Source organism: Azospirillum sp. TSH20, from assembly GCF_003115935.1.
Taxonomy (GTDB): domain Bacteria; phylum Pseudomonadota; class Alphaproteobacteria; order Azospirillales; family Azospirillaceae; genus Azospirillum.
Window position 1 is genome coordinate 80,923 of the sequence record NZ_LGQU01000002.1, and the last position, 18,028, is coordinate 98,950.

Here is an 18,028-nt window from a genome sequence, read left to right on the forward strand (position 1 = left end):
TTGAGTGGGAATGGGGGAGGGGCGCGGCGCGCGCCCGGTAATGCCCTACCTCTTGACCTGGGCGACCTTCAGCAGGGTGAAGGCGCCCATCTGGTCGATGTATTGCTGATAGAAGAAGCGCCATTTCTTGCCGTTGCGCACGCCCACCAGCGTGACCTTGACCGCGTCGGTGCCCGGCACGTTCATGTATTGCGACTTGTGCAGGGTGGTGCCGTGCATGCGCATGCCCTGGCGCAGTCCGGCCTCGTCGATCCGTCCCTGGGCGGTTTGGAGATTGCCGTGGGAGGCGGAGTAGGTGCCGCCGCCATGATCGCTGAAACCGAAGGAGCAGCCGTCCATCGTCGGCGTGAACATCACGTCGGCCTCATCCTCCAGCACGACGAGATGCTTGAAATCCTGATCGTAGGGCAACCAGTAGGCGTTCCAGCTGCCCGGCCGGTTGCCCTGGTCGTAGCGCACCGACCAGACATCGACGTTCTTGGTCGAGAATTGCGAGACGATGCCGGTGCCCTTGCGGGTGCAGGTCATGCCGTCGTCGCTGAGGCTGAAGCTCTTGACGCCGCCGACGCGGTAGTTGGGCTGGTAGGATTGATACTGGATCCAGATCAGGTTGTTCTTGAGGAAGCTTTCCGGATTCGCGACCAGATCGGCGATGTTCGGCATGTGCGCGACTTTCCTGCGGAATGGATCAGAGGACGCCGAAGACGGGGCGCTTGTATCCGGCCTCCGTCTCGTTGCCGGACAGGAACCAGTAGGCCTTCATCAGCGCGAACTGCTGGTTGTCGTCGCGCAGCAGCACATAGGCGCAATAGACGGTGCCGTCGTCCGGCCGCAGGAAGGCGGCGATCCACGGGTTCTGCCGGGTGCCGATGTGGGCGGCGTGGCCCAGCTTGCGCGTGATGTCGTTGCGGTAGCCGACCAGCGTCGCCGCATGCCCCTGACGGAAGGGCAGAGCCGCAAGTTCCTGATAATTCTGCAGGATGCGCGGGTTGCCGTCGCCTTCCTCGGCATACCACTGCGCCACCTCCATGTACTCGTTGGCCCGCGCGTTCGCACGGTCGTACCGCGCCTGCTTCTGCCGGTCGGTATGACCGGCGGCGGTCTTTTTCAGAAAGCTGATGAGTCCCATGGTCCGCGCCCCTTCCGTAACCCGGATTGGACGCTAGCAGAGCAATCGGGGAGGCGCAAAAGGGTGGGGGTCATATGAAGGTATGCGGTTTGGGGGCTTGTTGAGATCGCGAGTGATTATCGGTTAGCCTTACCTATAGATATCCCAAACAAAAAAGGCGCCTAACGAGGCGCCCTTTTGCTTGTCTAAGTTCAGCTTCAATCATCCAACTCGGGCCAGATTGCCAAAGTCCACGTCATGCTGCAAAGAGGCATAGTGCGGCGGGAACATTCTAGCCAATTCTTTGCTCTCTTTCACGACTTGGGTTTGTCGAGATTTGCTCAATATGATGGCTCGAACCTGCCAGCCGTACATAAGATCTTTATAGGATGCGGCGACAAGAAACAGAGATACTGCCTCAAGGAACTTGTTCTTCTGAGAAAGATCAAGGCGGTCAAGCGAGCGAGAGAACTCATCTTTTCCCTCCTCAGAGGCTTTCAGCTTCTTGACTCCAATAAAATGACGCACTACCGCACGAGCAAGCTTCGGATTATCGACTAGCCTGCCCATTTCAACTAGGAATCCTGTGATTTGTACAGGGAATCTGTCATCCTTAACTATTTCCTCGACGGCATCGACATACTGAGTGGCATACTGCTCAGCAAAACGGACATTGCGAACTAATGTCCGAGCCACCATCGACGCTAGGCCGCCAGCGAATGCAGCGGCGAACCCTAAGAGGAATATGAACATGTCACGTCCTCCTTCGCTCTTTGCTCGTCATACCTCGCTTCCCCTGGCTCCCCTTCGGATTGGTGGGCTTGGGAGGAATAGGAGGTGGGTTCATAGCAGCTAGCTTAGCAGCCAGCATGCGTTCGATAAAGGCTTGTTTAGACTCGCGAGCCTTGCGGGCTTCCCTAATCCGAAACTTCTCAGCCCTCAAGGCCAACCAAGTTAGAGTGATGACTGTTAGAGAAAAGGTGCCGGTGACGTATATCAGAAATGCAGCAGTTGGCCCGACTACCTCCGCTAATTTTGCTAATCCCGGCCAATCAGTCAGGCCGCTAAGTGCATGCGTTGGTTCCGATTGAAGACGTTGTGTCGGACTCGCAGCCATTCAAGTTTAGCTTTGTACATAGAGAGGGGAGTGGGCAGATACACCAAAAAGGTGATATTGTCGACGGGATTTTCAGCCGACCTACATGATTCCATGTTCTATGGTGAAAAATAGATTTAATCCCAATTCATTAGGTGTGGAAATTTCTGTTGGCGAGCATCCCCTGCCATCGAGATTGTCGTGGCACAAGGTGTGAAGTAACCAATTGCTCCAAAGGAGGAAATTGTTGGCGGATGGGGTGGGATTCGAACCCACGGTAGGCTTGCACCTACGCCAGTTTTCAAGACTGGAGCCTTAAACCGCTCGGCCACCCATCCTTCGGCCCACGGGAGTAGCGAATGCGTCGCGGTGGGTCAAGTGTCGCGCGAAGGCTGCAGCGAATTGCCCCTCAATTCCGGATCGGGCGGCCCAAAGTGCGCAGGCGGCGGGTCGGTTTGGGCGGGCTGGGGCTGTCGGAGAAGTCGGGCAGGCTGGGGGCGCGGGCTATCGTCTTGCGGATCAACTCCGCCGTGGCGTCCAGATCCTCCAGAACCTCCGGCGCCACGCGGTCGGCATAGCGGGGGCTCAGCAGGCGGGTGCGGGTCTGGTCGATGCTGCGCAGTTCCGGCTCGAACAACTCGCGGGCGCCGATGGGCAGGACCTGATCCTCGCGCATGCCGGAGAAGTAATTGCGCATCGCCCGCACCAGCATGCGGGTCAGCAGAAGATCCATCCGCTCGAACTCGGTGCGCAGGTCGCTGAGACGCGATTCGTCGACGCCGTGCAGATGCTCCTCGGTCAGGGCGAACAGGGCGCGGATCTCCTCCACCTTGCGGCGGAAGTCGAGGAAGGAGGCGAAGCGGTCGTCGCCCATGTCGCGCTGGGCGCGCTCGGCAAGCTGGGAGGCCTCGGTCGCCTGACGTTCCAAGGCCGCCAGCAGAGACTTCACCCGTTCCCGGCCGTTGTCGCGTCCCCACGCCATGCCCGCCCGTCGCTCCCCCGATGACCGCGCCCACCCGGTTGCCATCAGGGGCGCGCAGTCATCCTAAAAGCGAAAGTTTTAACAAAATGCTTTTTGTCACGCGGATTCCACAGCCGCGGTCAGGCGTCGCGCAGGTCGAGGATGACGGGTGTGTGGTCGGAGGCCTTTTCCAGGCCGCGCGGGCCGCGGTCGATGGTGCAGCCGGCCAGGCGGTCGGCGGCCTGCGGTGACAGCAGGAAATGGTCGATGCGCAGGCCGTTGTCGCGCGGCCAGCTGCCGGCCTGATAATCCCAGAAGGTATAGGCGCGGTCGTCGTCATGCAGGGCGCGGTACGCCTCGGTCAGGCCGAGATTCAGCAGGGCGCGGAACTTGGCGCGCGATTCCGGGCGGAACAGCGCGTCGCCGGCGAAGGCCTGCGGCGAGAAGACGTCGCGTGCTTCGGGGATGATGTTGTAGTCGCCGCCCAGAACCACCGGGATCTCCTGCGCCAGCAGGGTGCGGGCATGGTCGTACAGCCGGTCCATCCAGCGCAGCTTGTAGGCGAATTTCTCGCCCGGCACCGGGTTGCCGTTGGGCAGGTAGAGCGAGGCGATGCGCACGCCCGACACAGTGGCCTCGACATAGCGGGCCTGTTCGTCCTCCGGCTCTCCCGGCAGGCGGGTCAGCAGGTCCTCCGCCGGGGCCTTCGACAGCAATGCCACGCCGTTGTAGGCTTTCTGCCCGACGGCATTGACGTGATAGCCGAGATCCTCGAAGGCCGAGGCCGGGAAGGCGGCGGTCTCGCATTTGATTTCCTGGAAGAGCACGACGTCCGGGGACACCGTGCGCAGCCAGTCGGTGATCAGCGGAAGGCGGGCCTTCGCCGAGTTGACGTTCCAGGTGGCGATCTTCACGAAACAGGCCTGCCTTTTCTTTTCGTTATCCGGCCTTAGACCGCGAACGAGTTGCCGCAGCCGCAGGACGCCGTGGCGTTCGGATTCTTGATCTGGAAGGCGGCGCCCATCAGGTCCTCGACATAATCCAGCGTCGCGCCGGCCAGCAGGTCGAGCGAGGCGTCGTCGGTGACCACCTTGGTGCCGTCCTTCTCGAAGACATGGTCCTCGTCGGTCGCGGTCTCGTCGAAGGTGAAGCCGTACTGGAAGCCGGAGCAGCCGCCGCCGGAGACGGTCAGGCGCAGCATCAGGTTGGGATTGCCCTCCTGCGCGATCAGGAAGGCGACGCGCTTGGCGGCGCTTTCGCTGACGCCGAGGACGCGGGTTTCGGTGGGCAGTGCGGTGTCGGGCATGGGATGGCCCCTCTGGTGCGGTGCGGGAGTTGCGACAAATGTAAGGGGGATCGGGGGCTTCGTCAAAGTATGGGCACCCTTGCGCCAAACCGTTGCGCTTCTGGCACGCTTGTCCGCCGGCAGCGCCAGGGGGCGGGGCATAGCACGCCTTCGCCGTTGCGCCTGCGTTTTCCCGCCGGTAGTGTCCGCCCCATGACGGCGGACTGTTCCCACGATCGGCTGGCTCCCTTTGCCTGCAACCCGGCGGACACGCGCGGGCGGCTGACGGCGGAGCCTGAAAGCCCGACGCGCTCGTGCTTTCAGCGCGACCGCGACCGCATCGTGCATTCCGGGGCCTTCCGCCGGCTGAAGCACAAGACGCAGGTCTTCGTCTATCACGAGGGCGACTATTACCGCACCCGGCTGACCCACAGTCTGGAGGTGGCGCAGATCGCCCGCTCCATCAGCCGCACGCTCGGCCTGAACGAGGATCTGGCGGAGGCGGTGGCGCTGGCCCACGACCTTGGCCACACCCCCTTCGGCCATGCCGGCGAAGACGCGCTGAACGCCTGCATGGAGCCGTTCGGCGGCTTTGCCCACAACGACCAGACCTTGCGTATCCTGACGCGGCTGGAACGGCGCTATGCCGAGTTCGACGGGCTGAACCTGACCTGGGAAGCGGTGGAGGGCGTGGTCAAGCACAACGGCCCGCTGCTGCCGCTGCTGCCCGGACAGCGGCTGCCGACGACGATCGCCGCCTTCCAGGGCGAGTGGGATCTGGAGCTGCACACCAACCCGGGGGCCGAGGCGCAGGTGGCGGCGCTGGCCGACGACATCGCCTACAACAACCACGACATCGACGACGGCCTGCGCGCCGGCCTGTTCACGGTCGAGGAGGTGGCGGAACTGCCGCTGGTCGGCCCGATCATTCGCGAAGTGTGCGACCGCTATCCGGGGCTGGAGCGCCCGCGCCTGATCCACGAGACGGTGCGGCGGATGATCAACGCCATGGTGGTCGATCTGGTGACGGAGACGCGGCGGCGGCTGGCGGAGCACAAGCCGGGAAGCGCCGCCGAGCTGCGCGCCCTGCCGCTGGCGATGGTCAGCTTCTCCGACGGGATGCTGGAGGCGCAGCGGCCGTTGCGCGCCTTCCTGCGCCAGCGCATGTACCGGCACTATCGTGTGAACCGCGAGATGAGCAAGTGCAAGCGCGTGGTGCGCGCCCTGTTCGAGCTGTTCATGGACGAGCCCAACACCCTGCCGACCGAATGGCAGCGCGACATCGCCAAGGCAGGCGGCGACGCCGACCTTGCGGTGCGTGCCCGCCATGTGGCCGACTATATCGCCGGCATGACCGACCGCTACGCGCTGGCCGAACATGACCGGCTGTTCGACCTGCATGTGAAGACCTGACGTGAAGACCTGAGCCGCGAGGCTCCTGTGACCTCCTGAAAAGACGACCTGAGACGATGAATATTTTCAAGGCCTTCGAGACCGATATTCGCAAGCTGCTGGAGGAACTGGCCGCGGAGGGTGCCATCCCCGCCGGGCTGGACAGCAGCCGTCTGACGGTCGAGCCGCCGCGCGAGGCCTCGCATGGCGACCTGTCCACCAACGCCGCCATGATCCTGGCAAAGCCGGCGAAGATGGCGCCGCGTGCCCTGGCGGAGCTGCTGGTCGCCAAGCTGAAGAGCCGCGCCGACGTGGCGTCGGTCGAGATTGCCGGTCCGGGCTTCGTCAACCTGCGCCTGACGCCGGACGTCTGGCGCGACCGCATCCGCGACGTGCTGACCGCCGGCACCGCCTATGGCGACAGCGACCTGGGTGGGAAGACGCCGGTCAATGTGGAGTATGTGTCGGCCAACCCGACAGGCCCGCTGCATGCCGCCCATGGCCGCGGTGCCGTGTTCGGCGACGCGCTGGCTTCGCTGCTGGAAAAGGCCGGCTACGCCGTGAGCCGGGAATATTACATCAACGATGCCGGCGCCCAGGTCGACGTGCTGGGGCGGTCCACCTTCATCCGCTACCGCGAGGCGCTGGGCGAGGAGGTGGGCGAGATCCCGGCCGGCCTCTATCCCGGCGAGTATCTGAAGGAGGTCGGTCAGGCCCTGGCCGAGCGTGACGGCAACCGCTGGGTCGGCACCGACGAGTCCGAATGGCTGCCGGCCTGCCGTGACTTCGCCATCGGCATGATCATGGGCTGGATCAAGGAGGATCTCGGCGTCCTCGGCGTCACCATGGACGTCTACAGCAGCGAGCGCGCGCTGGTGACGGCCGGGGCCGTCGACAAGGCGCTGACGGCGCTGGAGGAACGCGGCCTGATCTACACCGGCGTGCTGGAGCCGCCGAAGGGCAAGAAGCCCGACGATTGGGAGCCGCGCCCGCAGACCCTGTTCAAGTCCACCGATTTCGGCGACGACGTCGACCGGCCGCTGAAGAAGTCGGACGGCTCCTTCACCTACTTCTCGAACGATATCGCCTATCACTTCGACAAGTACAAGCGCGGCTTCGGCAGCCTGATCGACGTGTGGGGCGCCGATCACGGCGGCTACGTCAAGCGCATGCAGTCGGCGACCACCGCGGTGACCGAGGGCAAGGCCTCGCTGGACGTGAAGCTTTGCCAGCTGGTCCATCTGATGCAGAACGGCCAGCCGGTGAAGATGTCCAAGCGCGCCGGCACCTTCGTGACGCTGCGCGACGTCATCGATCAGGTCGGCAAGGACGTGGTCCGCTTCATCATGCTGACCCGCCGCAACGACCAGACGCTGGATTTCGACTTCGCCAAGGTGACGGAGCAGTCGAAGGACAACCCGGTCTTCTACGTGCAGTACGCCCACGCCCGCTGCCGCTCTGTCCTGCGCCATGCCGCGACGGCGCTGCCGCAGCTTGACCAGACGCCGGCGGCTCTAGCGGCTTCGGCGAACCTCGCTCGGCTCGATGCCGAGGAGGAGATGGCGCTGGCCAAGCGCATGGCCACCTGGCCGCGCGTGGTCGAGGCGGCGGCGGAGGCGCATGAGCCGCACCGCATCGCCTTCTTCCTCTACGATCTTGCCAGCGACTTCCACGCTCTGTGGAACCGGGGCCGCGACGATGCCTCGCTGCGCTTCCTGATCGAGGGCGATGCGGAGCTGACGACGGCCCGTCTGGCGCTGATCGCCGCAGTGGCGACGGTCATCGCGTCGGGTCTCAAGGTGATGGGTGTCGAACCTGTGGAGGAACTGCGTTCATGAGGTACGACGGCGACGTCAACTACGCGGCCAATCCCTATGGGATGCCGCCCCGACAGTCCGCGAACAAGCGCGGGCTGCTGGCGCTCGGCTTCGCGGTGGTCGGCGTCGTTGCCTTCGCCGGTGCGGCGGTCGTCGGGCTTCGCGGGCATGACCGGCTGTCCGGCGACGGTCCGCCGCTGCTGGCCGCCGACCCCACCCCGCCCAAGTCGCGTCCCGACCAGCCGGGCGGTATGGAGGTGCCGCACCAGGACATCCTGGCCTATGAGCGGCTGCGCGACCATGACGGCGGGCGCGGCAATCAGGTGGAACGGCTGCTGCCGCCGCCGGAGGTGCCGCTGCCGCGCCCGGTGGTGACGCCGCAGATGCCGGCCGTCGTGCCGCTGCCGTCGGTCCCGTCGGTGGCCCAGCTGCCGCCGGGCGCCACCGCCACCGTGCCGCGCGACAGTGTGGCCGCAGCGGTCGCGGCGGCGGCCCCGCTGACCGCCCCGGAGCCGGCACCCGGCCTGTCCGCCCCGGATCCGGCCGCCGCGCCGCCGGTTCAGACGCAAGCCACCCAGGCGCCGCCCAGCGTGGCCGCCAAGCCGCAGCAGCCGCCCCCCGCTCCGGCCAAGCCGGTTGTCCAGCAGCAGGCCTCCACGGCGAAGCCGCCTGCTCCGCCGTCGGTCCAGCAGAATGCCGCTCCGTCGATGGGACAGCTGATCGCCAAGCTGGAGGCCGCCTCTCTGCCGGCCGCCCCGGCCAAGGCGGCGCCTCAGCCCGCGAAGGCCGCACCCGCCGCCACGCCCGCCCCTACGCCCGCTGTCGTCGGCGGCAGTGGCGGCTGGCGTGTCCAGCTGGCGTCGGTGCGCAGCGAAGGCGAGGCCGCGGCCGAATGGCGCCGTCTGGCCGGGCGCCATTCCGATGCGCTGGGCGGACTGTCGATGCATGTCGCCAAGGTCGATCTCGGGCCGAAGGGCGTTTTCTACCGGGTGCAGGGCGCCGGTGCCGACGAGGCACGGGCCAAGTCCGTCTGCGCCCAGCTGCGCGCACAGAATGTGGGGTGTGTGGTTGTCCGTCCCTGATTCGGTGGGTCGTAACCTAGTGGACCCCGCCACCCCGGTTGCCCGTCCGCGCGCGGTCGTCTTCGGCTGCGCCGGGCTGGAGGTGACGCCCGATGAGGCCGCCTTCTTCCACGACGCCGATCCGCTCGGCTTCATCCTGTTCCGCCGCAACTGCGACAGCCGCGACCAGATGCGCCGGCTGGTGGACGATCTGCGCGCCAGTGTCGGCCGGCCCGACGCCCCGGTGCTGATCGACCAGGAGGGCGGCCGGGTCGCGCGCATGCGCCCGCCGCATTGGCCGGCCCACCCGCCGATGGGCGTGTTCGGCGCGCTCGCCGCACGCGACGCCGCCGGACGCGAGGCCGCCCAAGAGGCCGCTTGGATCAACGGCCGGCTGCTCGCCCACATGCTGACGGAGGTCGGCATCACGGTCGATTGCGCGCCGGTCTGCGACGTTCCGGTGGAGGGTGCGCACGACATCATCGGCGACCGCGCCTTCTCGCGCGACCCCGCCCTGGTGATCGCGCTGGCCCGCGCCACCGCCGACGGGCTGCTGGCCGGTGGCGTGCTGCCGGTGGTCAAGCATATCCCCGGCCACGGACGCGCCTTCGCCGACAGCCATGCCGAGCTGCCGGTGGTGGAGGCCGATCGCGCGACGCTGGAAGCCACCGACTTCGCCCCCTTCCGCGCGCTGGCCGACCTGCCGCTGGCGATGGTGGCCCATGTGGTGTTGAAGGCCATCGACCCGACCGCCCCGGCCAGCACCTCCGCCATCGTGGTGCGCGAGGTGGTGCGGGGGCCGTCCATCGGCTTCGGCGGGCTGCTGTTCAGCGACGATCTGTCGATGAACGCGCTGCAGGGCGACCCGAGGGCACGGGCGGAAGCGGTGCTGGCGGCCGGCATGGATGTCGTGCTCCACTGCAACGGCGACTTGGCCGAGATGCGGTCTCTGGTCGACGCCGTTCCGGTGCTGAGCGGCGCGGCGGCCGAGCGCTGGGCGCGGGCGGAGGCGATGCGCCACGCGCCGGAACCGGCGGACATCGCGGCATTGACGACCCGGCTGGCCGAGCTTCTCGGCACGGCCCAAGCCTGACGGACGGGAGCGGACGATGGAGGAATGGATCTTCCAGGTGACGGCCGTGGCCCTGCCGGCCATCCTCGCCATCACCATGCACGAGGCGGCGCACGGCTTCGTCGCCTGGAGGCTGGGCGACGACACCGCCTATCGGCTGGGGCGCGTCACCTTCAACCCGATCCGCCACATCGACCCGTTCGGGACGGTGCTGCTGCCGGCGCTGATGTATTTCACCACCGGTTTCGTCTTCGGCTGGGCCAAGCCGGTGCCGGTCAATTTCGCCCGGCTGGACCATCCGCGCCGCGACATGGTCTGGGTGGCGCTGGCCGGTCCGGGGACCAACTTCCTGCTGGCGGTGGCGTCGGCGGTGCTCTGGCGGCTGGTCAATCCGGAAAATAGCTATATCGAACTGTGGATCCGCTCCGCCGCCGAGGTTTCGGTGCTCGTCAACGTCATCCTGATGGTGTTCAACCTGATCCCGCTGCCGCCGCTGGACGGCGGACGGGTCGCGGTCGGCATCCTGCCGGATTTTCTGGCGGTTCCGCTGGCGAAGCTGGAGCGCTTCGGGCTGCTGATCCTGATGGCGGCCTTCTTCCTGCTGCCGATGCTGGGGCGGCAGATCGGCATGGACCTCAGCGTCATGCATTGGGTGCTGGGTCCGCCCGTGGACGCGGTGATCGACTTCATCCGCATCCTGACCGGCAACGACTGAAAGCGATCATATGGCTGATCTGGTGGCCGAGCGTCTGGGCGACGCCCCCGCTGCCGCGGAGGCGTCGCCGTCCGAGCAGCTTTTGCTGGTGCTGGACGGCTTCGAAGGACCGCTCGACATGCTGCTGGCGTTGGGGCGTGACCAGAAGGTCGACCTGACGCGCATCTCCATCCTGGAACTGGCCGACCAATATCTCGCCTTCGTGGCGGAGGCGCGGAAGGTGCGGCTGGAGCTGGCTGCCGACTATCTGGTGATGGCGGCGTGGCTGGCCTATCTGAAGTCGCGCCTGCTGCTGCCCGAACCGGAGGGGGAGGAGCCGTCCGGCGAGGATATGGCGGCGGCGCTTGCCTTCCAGCTCCAGCGGCTGGAGGCGATGAAGGGCGTGGCCGAAAAGCTGTTCGCCCGTTCGCGCCTGGGCATCGACGTTCACCCGCGCGGCGCGCCGGAGGACTTGGACCTGCAGCGCAAGTCGGTTTACGAGGTCACGCTGTTCGACCTGCTGCGCGCCTATGGCCAGCAGCGCGCCCGCAAGGACTCCTCGGTCCTGCACATCGCCCCGGTCCGCCTCTATTCGATGGAGGAGGCGGTGCAGCGCCTGTCGTCGCTGCTGGGCCGCATGCCGGACTGGGCGACGCTGGCGAGCTTCCTGCCGGGCGGGGAGGGCGGCGGGCTGCTGACCCGCTCCGCCCTGGCCGCCCATTTCGCGGCGACTCTGGAACTGGCGAAGGCCGGCCGGGTGGAACTGCGCCAGGAGGGCGCCTTCGCCCCGCTTTATGTCCGCGGGCGCTCCGGCGATTCCCAGGGCGGCGACAATTCGGAAGAAGCACAGTCCCATGATTAAGGAAGTCACCGACGCCCACGAGGCGGAGGCCCACATCGGCAGGCTGCGCCTGCTGGAGGCGCTGCTGTTCGCCTCGGCCGAGCCGCTGGACGAGGAGACGCTGGCCGGACGGATCGGGACGGAGATCGGCCCGCTGCTGGAGGAACTGCGTGCCCATTACGCCCCGCGCGGCGTCAATCTGGTGCGCACCGGCGGCGGCTGGGCCTTCCGCACCGCGGTCGATCTGGCACCCGAACTGCGGCGCGAGGAGGAGGTGTCGCGCAAGCTCTCGCGCGCCGCCATCGAAACGCTGGCGATCATCGCCTATCACCAGCCGGTGACCAGGGCCGAGATCGAATCGATCCGCGGCGTCGCCACCAGCAAGGGCACGCTGGACCTGCTGATGGAACATGGCTGGATCCGGCCGGGCAAGCGGCGGGAGACGCCGGGCCGGCCGTTGACCTGGATCACCACCGACCATTTCCTCGATCATTTCGGGCTGGAAAGCCTGCGCGACCTGCCCAGCGTCGATGATCTGCGCGCCGCCGGCCTGCTGGACAGTCGCCCGGTGCTGCTTGGACTGGGGACCACCGGCGACGACAGCGCGTTGGGGACCGACGACGATGCGTGACTTCCGCGCGGGACCGCGTTTTTAGGGGCGCTCGCGCGAATTCCCGTGAAAGCTCAATGACAACCGTTTAAGGATGGTGGGGCGAACGTTGCGGCCCTACGGCCTTTCTGCCATAGTGCCGCCCCGCCGCTAAGGCCGTTCAAACGTGATAGGCGCGCCATGGGTTCTTTCAGCATCTGGCACTGGATCATCGTTCTTCTGATCGTTCTTCTGCTGTTCGGCGCCGGCAAGCTGCCGAAGGTGATGGGCGACCTCGCCAAGGGCGTGAAGTCCTTCAAGGCTGGCCTGCAGGACGACAGCGACGATGCAGCCCCGGGCAGCAACGCCAAGACCATCCCGAACCAGCCGGCCAACACGGCCGAAACCGCGGCCAAGAAGGACGAGGCGGTCCGCAGCTGACCGGCGGGCGCGCGGGCGCCCTTTCGGAACGCCGCGCGCCGACCCTGCCCACCGCATTCGTGAAGCCGGAAGAACATGTTCGACATCGCTTGGTCCGAACTGATGGTGATCGCCGTGATCGCCCTTGTGGTCATCGGACCCAAGGATCTGCCGAAGGCGATCTTCACGCTCGGCAAATGGGTGCGTAAGGCCAGAGGCGTCGCGCGCGAATTCCAGACCCACATCGACGACATGATGCGGGAAACCGAGTTGGACGAGCTTCGCAAGGAAGCGCTGAAGACCCGCGATCTGAACATCAAGAAGATGATGGAAGACACCATCGACCCGAAGGGGGAGATGGGCAAGGCCTTCGATCCCAAGAGCTTCGATGTCGGGCTGAACGGCCATCAGGGCAGTACCCCGGAGCCGGACCTGCCCCAGGCGCCGCCGCCCTCCGCTCCGGCGGTCACCGACAGCGTGGCGCCGTCGGCCGCCCCCTCTCCGATCACCGTTACGCCTAGCACCACCGAACCGCCGCAACCGGTTCCGGCCCCCGCGCCGCAGCCCGCTCCGGCCCCGCGGCCGGATGCCGTGGCCTCCGCCCAGCCGACCGACAAGCAGACCTGAAGATAAAGACGGGCCATGACCGGCGAAACGCAGCAGGACGAACTCGAAGACAGCAAGATGCCGCTGATCGATCACCTGATCGAGCTGCGGAACCGGCTGATGTGGTCGATCGGTGCGATCCTGATCGCCTTCCTGCTGTGTTATGCGGTGTCGGACAAGATCTATAACTTCCTGGTGCAGCCGCTGGCCGACCTGCTGGCGGGGCAGGGGCGGCGGATGATCTACACCGGCCTGACCGAAGCCTTCTTCACCTATGTGAAGGTGGCGTTCTGGGCCGGCTGCTTCATCTCCTTCCCGATCATCGCCAGCCAGATCTGGATGTTCGTTGCGCCGGGGCTGTACAAGCACGAGCGCAAGGCCTTCCTGCCCTTCCTGGTGGCGACCCCGGTGATGTTCCTGACCGGCGCCGGCATCGTCTATTACTTCATCTTCCCGATGGCCTGGCGCTTCTTCCTGGGATTCGAGTTCCATCCCGGCGGCGACGGCAACGCCCTGCCCATCGAGTTCGAGGCGCGCGTCGGCGAATACCTGCATCTGGTGATGTCGCTGATCTTCGCCTTCGGCATCGCCTTCCAGTTGCCGGTCCTGCTGACCCTGCTGGTCCGCGTCGGCATCATCAGCACCGATGCGCTGGCGTCGAAGCGGCGCTATGCCATCGTCGGCGCCTTCATTGCCGCCGCGGTGCTGACCCCGCCGGACGTCATCAGCCAGGTCAGTCTGGCGTTGCCGCTGATCGCGCTCTACGAAATCGCGATCATCATCGGCCGCCGGATCGAAAAGGCGCGGGCCGAGACGGAAGCTCAATAGTCAGACAGGCTTTTTGTCTGCCGTGACGCAGGGTAATAATCCGTCCGTCGTGGACATGCCGCCATTCTCGCGCTAAAAGCACGGTTCGGCCAATGGAAGGCCGCAGCCGCGCACCCGGAGCCTTGACCGTATGCAGACCGCCAACGACATCCGTCGCACGTTCCTGGATTTCTTCGCCAAGCAGGGCCATCAGAAAGTCGATTCGTCGCCGCTCGTGCCGCGCAACGACCCGACGCTGATGTTCACCAACGCCGGCATGGTCCAGTTCAAGAACGTCTTCACCGGTGCCGAGACGCGGCCGTACAAGCGCGCCGTCACCTCGCAGAAATGCGTGCGCGCCGGCGGCAAGCACAACGACCTGGACAATGTCGGCTATACCGCGCGGCACCACACCTTCTTCGAGATGCTGGGGAACTTCTCCTTCGGCGATTATTTCAAGGACGACGCCATCGCGTTCGCCTGGAACCTGATCACCAAGGAATATGGTCTGCCGGCCGACAAGCTGCTGGTGACGGTCCACACCTCCGACGAGGATGCCGCGGCGATCTGGCGCAAGGTCGCCGGCCTGTCGGACGACCGCATCATCCGCATCCCGACCGACGACAATTTCTGGCGCATGGGCGACACCGGCCCCTGCGGCCCGTGCTCCGAGATTTTCTTCGATCACGGCCCGTCGATCGCCGGCGGCCCGCCGGGCAGCCCGGATGAGGATGGCGACCGCTTCATCGAGATCTGGAACCTCGTGTTCATGCAGTATGAACAGCTGGGTCCGGACAATCTGGTGCCGCTGCCCAAGCCGTCGATCGACACCGGCATGGGGCTGGAGCGTCTGGCCGCTGTCCTGCAGGGCAAGCACGACAACTACGACATCGACCTGATGCGGGCGCTGATCATGGCGTCGGCCGAGGCGACCAAGACCTCGCCGGACGGCGCGCATGCCGTGTCGCACCGCGTCATCGCCGACCATCTGCGCTCCACCTCCTTCCTGATCGCCGATGGCGTGCTGCCGTCGAACGAGGGCCGCGGCTATGTGCTGCGCCGCATCATGCGCCGCGCCATGCGCCACGCCCACATGATCGGCGCGCGCGAGCCGCTGATGCACCGTCTGGTCCCGGCGCTGATCCAGCAGATGGGCGATGCCTATCCGGAGCTGAACCGCGCCCGCGCCCTGATCGTCGAGACGCTGAAGCTGGAGGAAACCCGCTTCAAGCAGACGCTGGAGCGCGGCCTGCGCCTGCTGGAGGACGAGGTCGGCCATCTGGGCGAAGGCCAGCCGCTGGCCGGCGACGTCGCCTTCAAGCTGTACGACACCTACGGCTTCCCGCTCGACCTGACCCAGGACGTGCTGCGCGGCCAGGGCCGCGGCGTCGACGAGGCCGGCTTCAAGGCGGCGATGGACGAGCAGCGCCGCAAGGCCCGCGAATCCTGGGCCGGCTCGGGCGAGGTCGGCACCGAGAAGCTGTGGTACGAGATCAAGGACGAGTTGGGCGCCACCGAGTTCTTCGGTTACGACACCGAAGTGGCCGAGGGCAAGGTGACGGCCATCGTCAAGGGCGACGCCCGCGTCGAGGCCGCCGCCATCGGCGATCAGGTGCTGGTCGTCGTCAACCAGACGCCCTTCTACGGTGAATCGGGCGGTCAGGTCGGCGATGCCGGCGTGATCTTCTCCGCCGGTGGGGCCGAGGTCGCGGTGTCCGACACGCTGAAGAAGCTGGGCGCCGTGTGGGCCCATGTCGGGACGGTGACCAAGGGCACGCTCAAGGTCGGCGACGTGGTCGAGCTGCGCGTGGACACCGAGCGCCGCGCCGCCATCCGCGCCAACCACTCCGCCACCCACCTGCTGCACGAGGCGCTGCGCCATCGCCTGGGCGACCATGTCACCCAGAAGGGCTCGCTGGTGGCGCCGGAGCGTCTGCGCTTCGACATCAGCCAGCCGACCGGCCTGTCCGCCGCCGACATCGCCGCCATCGAGGACGAGGTGAACCGCCGCGTCCTCGCCAACAGCGAGGTCATCACCCGCCTGATGTCCCCGGACGAGGCCCGCGCCCAGGGCGCCATGGCCCTGTTCGGTGAGAAGTACGGCGACGAGGTCCGCGTCGTCTCCATGGGCGGCCCGCATGGCGAGATGGACCGCGATTACTCGATCGAGCTGTGCGGCGGCACCCATGTCCGCCGCACCGGCGACATCGGTGTCTTCAAGATCGTCTCCGAAGGCGCCGTCGCCGCCGGTGTCCGCCGCATCGAGGCGCTGACCGGCACCGGCGCCAAGGCGTGGCTGTCCGAACGCGACCATCTGCTGACCGAGGCGGCGAGCGTCCTGAAGGTCAAGCCCGACGAGGTTCCCGCCCGCGTGGCGGTCCTGGTCGATGAGCGCCGCAAGATGGAGCGCGAGCTGGCCGAGCTGCGCCGTCAGGTTGCCCTTAGTGGAGCGATGGGGGGTGGCGGTGCCAAGGCCGAGGGCGGCAGCGAGGCCAAGGACGTCGCCGGCGTGAAATTCGCCGCGCGCGTGGTCGAAGGCCTGCCGGCCAAGGACCTGAAGCCGATGGCGGACGAGCTGAAGAAGCAGGTCGGGTCCGGCGTCGTGGTGCTGATCGCGTCGAATGAGGGCAAGGCCTCCATCGTCATCGGCGTGACCGACGACCTGACCGGCGCCTTGAGCGCCGTCGATCTGGTCCGCGTCGGCGCCGAGGCGCTGGGCGGCAAGGGTGGCGGCGGCCGGCCGGACATGGCCCAGGCCGGTGGCCCCGATGCCTCACTGGCACCGGCGGCGATCGAGGCCATCGAAAAGGCGATCGCGGCCAAGAAGGCCTCCTGATCCCGATGAAACCCGGCCCCCGGTTCGCTCCGGGGGCCGTTTTTATGTTCATGCCGTTTTTGCCGAGGTCCGGCGATGGAACTCCCGACTCTTCCCTTCACCGTGACCGACTGGGCCGCCGTCCCGGTCACCGAGCATCCGGGCGAAACCGGCAAGGCGTTGTGGCGCAGCTTCCAGGCCGGGGAACTGCGGGTGCGGATGGTCGAATACACGCCGGGCTATCTGGCCGATCATTGGTGCGACCGCGGCCATGTGCTGTTCGTGGTCAGCGGTGAGCTGATGACCGAGTTGAAGGACGGCCGTCGTTTCGTCCTAACCGACGGCATGAGCTATCAGGTGTCCGATTTCGGCGATCACCCGCATCGGTCCTCGACCGAAATCGGCGCCACCCTGTTTATCGTGGACTGAAACATCGTCGCTTGAGGGAACAGGCCTATGCGCTTCACCGGCACCGACCGCTATGTCGCCACCGACGACCTGATGGTGGCCGTCAACGCCGCGATCACGCTGGAACGGCCGCTTCTGGTGAAGGGGGAACCCGGCACCGGCAAGACCGTGCTGGCGGTTGAAATCGCCCGCGCTCTGAACAAGCCGCTGCTGTCCTGGCATGTGAAGTCGACCACCAAGGCGCAGCAGGGCCTGTATGAATACGATGCGGTCAGCCGCCTGCGCGACAGCCAGTTGGGCGAGGCGAAGGTCCACGACATCGCCAACTACATCGTCCGCGGCAAGCTGTGGGAGGCCTTCGAGGCGCCGGAGTCTCCGGTCCTGCTGATCGACGAGATCGACAAGGCCGACATCGAGTTCCCCAACGACCTGCTGCTGGAACTCGACCGTATGGAGTTCCACGTTTACGAAACCCGCCAGACGATCAAGGCGGGCAAGCGCCCCATCGTCATCATCACGTCGAACAACGAGAAGGAACTGCCGGACGCCTTCCTGCGCCGCTGCTTCTTCCACTACATCCGCTTTCCCGAGCGCGAGACGATGGAGCGCATCGTCGAGGTCCATTACCCCGGCCTGAAATCCGCGCTGCTGCGCGAGGCGCTGAACCTGTTCTACGACCTGCGCGAGGTTCCGGGGCTGAAGAAGAAGCCCTCGACCTCCGAGCTGTTGGACTGGATCAAGTTGCTGATGGTCGAGGACGTCGATCCCGAGACCCTGCGCGCCAAGGATGCCCGTACGCTGATCCCGCCGCTGTGCGGCGCGCTGCTGAAGAACGAGCAGGACGTCCACACGCTGGAACGGCTGGCGTTTCTGGCCAAGCGGGGGCGGTGAGGGGCGGGCAGCACTTTCCCCCACCCTAACCCTCCCCCGCTGGGCGGGGGAGGGGATTGGACCCTTGTCGGCGTTCAGCGGCAGTCCCTCCCCCGCCCAGCTCTCGCACAAAGCTTCGCTTTGTGCTGACGCGGCAGGCGGACCGCAGGTCCGCTGAGAGCGGGG

Annotated in this window: 19 protein-coding genes and 1 tRNA gene; 13 read left to right on the forward strand and 7 right to left on the reverse strand. The window is 66.4% G+C overall.

Going from position 1 to position 18,028, the window contains the following annotated elements:
• Nucleotides 1-45: 45 nt before the first annotated feature.
• The 7 genes from TSH20_RS01240 to erpA all read right to left on the reverse strand — a co-directional run bounded on the left by TSH20_RS01240 (nucleotide 46) and on the right by erpA (nucleotide 4,471).
• Nucleotides 46-663: a hypothetical protein gene (locus TSH20_RS01240; protein WP_109073015.1), complete on the reverse strand. Its 618-nt coding sequence runs from the start codon at nucleotides 661-663 to the stop codon at nucleotides 46-48.
• Between the two features lie 25 nt (nucleotides 664-688).
• On the reverse strand, nucleotides 689-1,129 hold the full coding sequence (locus TSH20_RS01245) for a hypothetical protein (protein ID WP_109073016.1): 441 nt from the start codon (nucleotides 1,127-1,129) through the stop codon (nucleotides 689-691).
• A gap of 201 nt (nucleotides 1,130-1,330) precedes the next feature.
• Complete coding sequence (locus TSH20_RS01250; RefSeq protein WP_109073017.1) at nucleotides 1,331-1,861, reverse strand: hypothetical protein; 531 nt, start codon at nucleotides 1,859-1,861, stop codon at nucleotides 1,331-1,333.
• Nucleotides 1,862-2,452: 591 nt separating this feature from the next.
• Nucleotides 2,453-2,542 (reverse strand) — tRNA-Ser (locus TSH20_RS01255).
• A gap of 71 nt (nucleotides 2,543-2,613) precedes the next feature.
• Entirely contained in the window at nucleotides 2,614-3,186 is a 573-nt protein-coding gene (locus TSH20_RS01260) for a hypothetical protein (RefSeq protein WP_109073018.1), read from the reverse strand.
• A gap of 119 nt (nucleotides 3,187-3,305) precedes the next feature.
• The gene (gene xth, locus TSH20_RS01265) at nucleotides 3,306-4,079 is read right to left on the reverse strand and encodes an exodeoxyribonuclease III (RefSeq protein ID WP_109073019.1); all 774 of its coding nucleotides are present in this window, start codon (nucleotides 4,077-4,079) and stop codon (nucleotides 3,306-3,308) included.
• Nucleotides 4,080-4,114: 35 nt separating this feature from the next.
• On the reverse strand, nucleotides 4,115-4,471 hold the full coding sequence (erpA, locus tag TSH20_RS01270; protein ID WP_109073020.1) for an iron-sulfur cluster insertion protein ErpA: 357 nt from the start codon (nucleotides 4,469-4,471) through the stop codon (nucleotides 4,115-4,117).
• A 192-nt stretch (nucleotides 4,472-4,663) separates the two neighbouring features.
• Here erpA and TSH20_RS01275 point away from each other — a divergent pair, with 192 nt between their 5' ends.
• The 13 genes from TSH20_RS01275 to TSH20_RS01335 all read left to right on the forward strand — a co-directional run bounded on the left by TSH20_RS01275 (nucleotide 4,664) and on the right by TSH20_RS01335 (nucleotide 17,863).
• A complete protein-coding gene (locus TSH20_RS01275; RefSeq protein WP_109073021.1) occupies nucleotides 4,664-5,863 on the forward strand; it encodes a deoxyguanosinetriphosphate triphosphohydrolase in 1,200 nt (399 codons plus the stop codon).
• 56 nt (nucleotides 5,864-5,919) lie between these two features.
• Nucleotides 5,920-7,680: an arginine--tRNA ligase gene (gene argS, locus TSH20_RS01280; RefSeq protein WP_109073022.1), complete on the forward strand. Its 1,761-nt coding sequence runs from the start codon at nucleotides 5,920-5,922 to the stop codon at nucleotides 7,678-7,680.
• Nucleotides 7,677-8,741 (forward strand): SPOR domain-containing protein, encoded by a 1,065-nt coding sequence (locus tag TSH20_RS36075; RefSeq protein WP_109073023.1) that lies wholly within the window; start codon nucleotides 7,677-7,679, stop codon nucleotides 8,739-8,741. The genes argS and TSH20_RS36075 overlap by 4 nt, the downstream gene beginning before the upstream one ends.
• Nucleotides 8,742-8,760: 19 nt before the next feature.
• Complete coding sequence (gene nagZ / locus TSH20_RS01290) at nucleotides 8,761-9,813, forward strand: beta-N-acetylhexosaminidase (protein ID WP_247871732.1); 1,053 nt, start codon at nucleotides 8,761-8,763, stop codon at nucleotides 9,811-9,813.
• 16 nt (nucleotides 9,814-9,829) lie between these two features.
• A complete protein-coding gene (locus TSH20_RS01295) occupies nucleotides 9,830-10,507 on the forward strand; it encodes a site-2 protease family protein (protein ID WP_109073025.1) in 678 nt (225 codons plus the stop codon).
• Nucleotides 10,508-10,517: 10 nt separating this feature from the next.
• Nucleotides 10,518-11,348: a ScpA family protein gene (locus TSH20_RS01300; protein WP_109073026.1), complete on the forward strand. Its 831-nt coding sequence runs from the start codon at nucleotides 10,518-10,520 to the stop codon at nucleotides 11,346-11,348.
• Nucleotides 11,341-11,958: an SMC-Scp complex subunit ScpB gene (scpB, locus tag TSH20_RS01305; RefSeq protein WP_109073027.1), complete on the forward strand. Its 618-nt coding sequence runs from the start codon at nucleotides 11,341-11,343 to the stop codon at nucleotides 11,956-11,958. Before TSH20_RS01300 ends, scpB begins: the two co-directional genes overlap by 8 nt.
• Before the next feature lie 159 nt (nucleotides 11,959-12,117).
• Nucleotides 12,118-12,357, forward strand: coding sequence for a twin-arginine translocase TatA/TatE family subunit (locus tag TSH20_RS01310; RefSeq protein ID WP_042704372.1), 240 nt, complete (start codon nucleotides 12,118-12,120; stop codon nucleotides 12,355-12,357).
• Nucleotides 12,358-12,432: 75 nt separating this feature from the next.
• Nucleotides 12,433-12,963 (forward strand): Sec-independent protein translocase protein TatB, encoded by a 531-nt coding sequence (tatB, locus tag TSH20_RS01315; RefSeq protein WP_109073028.1) that lies wholly within the window; start codon nucleotides 12,433-12,435, stop codon nucleotides 12,961-12,963.
• A 15-nt stretch (nucleotides 12,964-12,978) separates the two neighbouring features.
• Nucleotides 12,979-13,770, forward strand: coding sequence for a twin-arginine translocase subunit TatC (gene tatC / locus TSH20_RS01320; RefSeq protein ID WP_109073029.1), 792 nt, complete (start codon nucleotides 12,979-12,981; stop codon nucleotides 13,768-13,770).
• Between the two features lie 130 nt (nucleotides 13,771-13,900).
• Nucleotides 13,901-16,585: an alanine--tRNA ligase gene (alaS, locus tag TSH20_RS01325; protein ID WP_109073030.1), complete on the forward strand. Its 2,685-nt coding sequence runs from the start codon at nucleotides 13,901-13,903 to the stop codon at nucleotides 16,583-16,585.
• Between the two features lie 75 nt (nucleotides 16,586-16,660).
• Nucleotides 16,661-16,993: a DHCW motif cupin fold protein gene (locus tag TSH20_RS01330; RefSeq protein ID WP_109073031.1), complete on the forward strand. Its 333-nt coding sequence runs from the start codon at nucleotides 16,661-16,663 to the stop codon at nucleotides 16,991-16,993.
• Nucleotides 16,994-17,020: 27 nt separating this feature from the next.
• Nucleotides 17,021-17,863: a MoxR family ATPase gene (locus tag TSH20_RS01335; protein WP_109073032.1), complete on the forward strand. Its 843-nt coding sequence runs from the start codon at nucleotides 17,021-17,023 to the stop codon at nucleotides 17,861-17,863.
• Nucleotides 17,864-18,028: the final 165 nt, after the last annotated feature.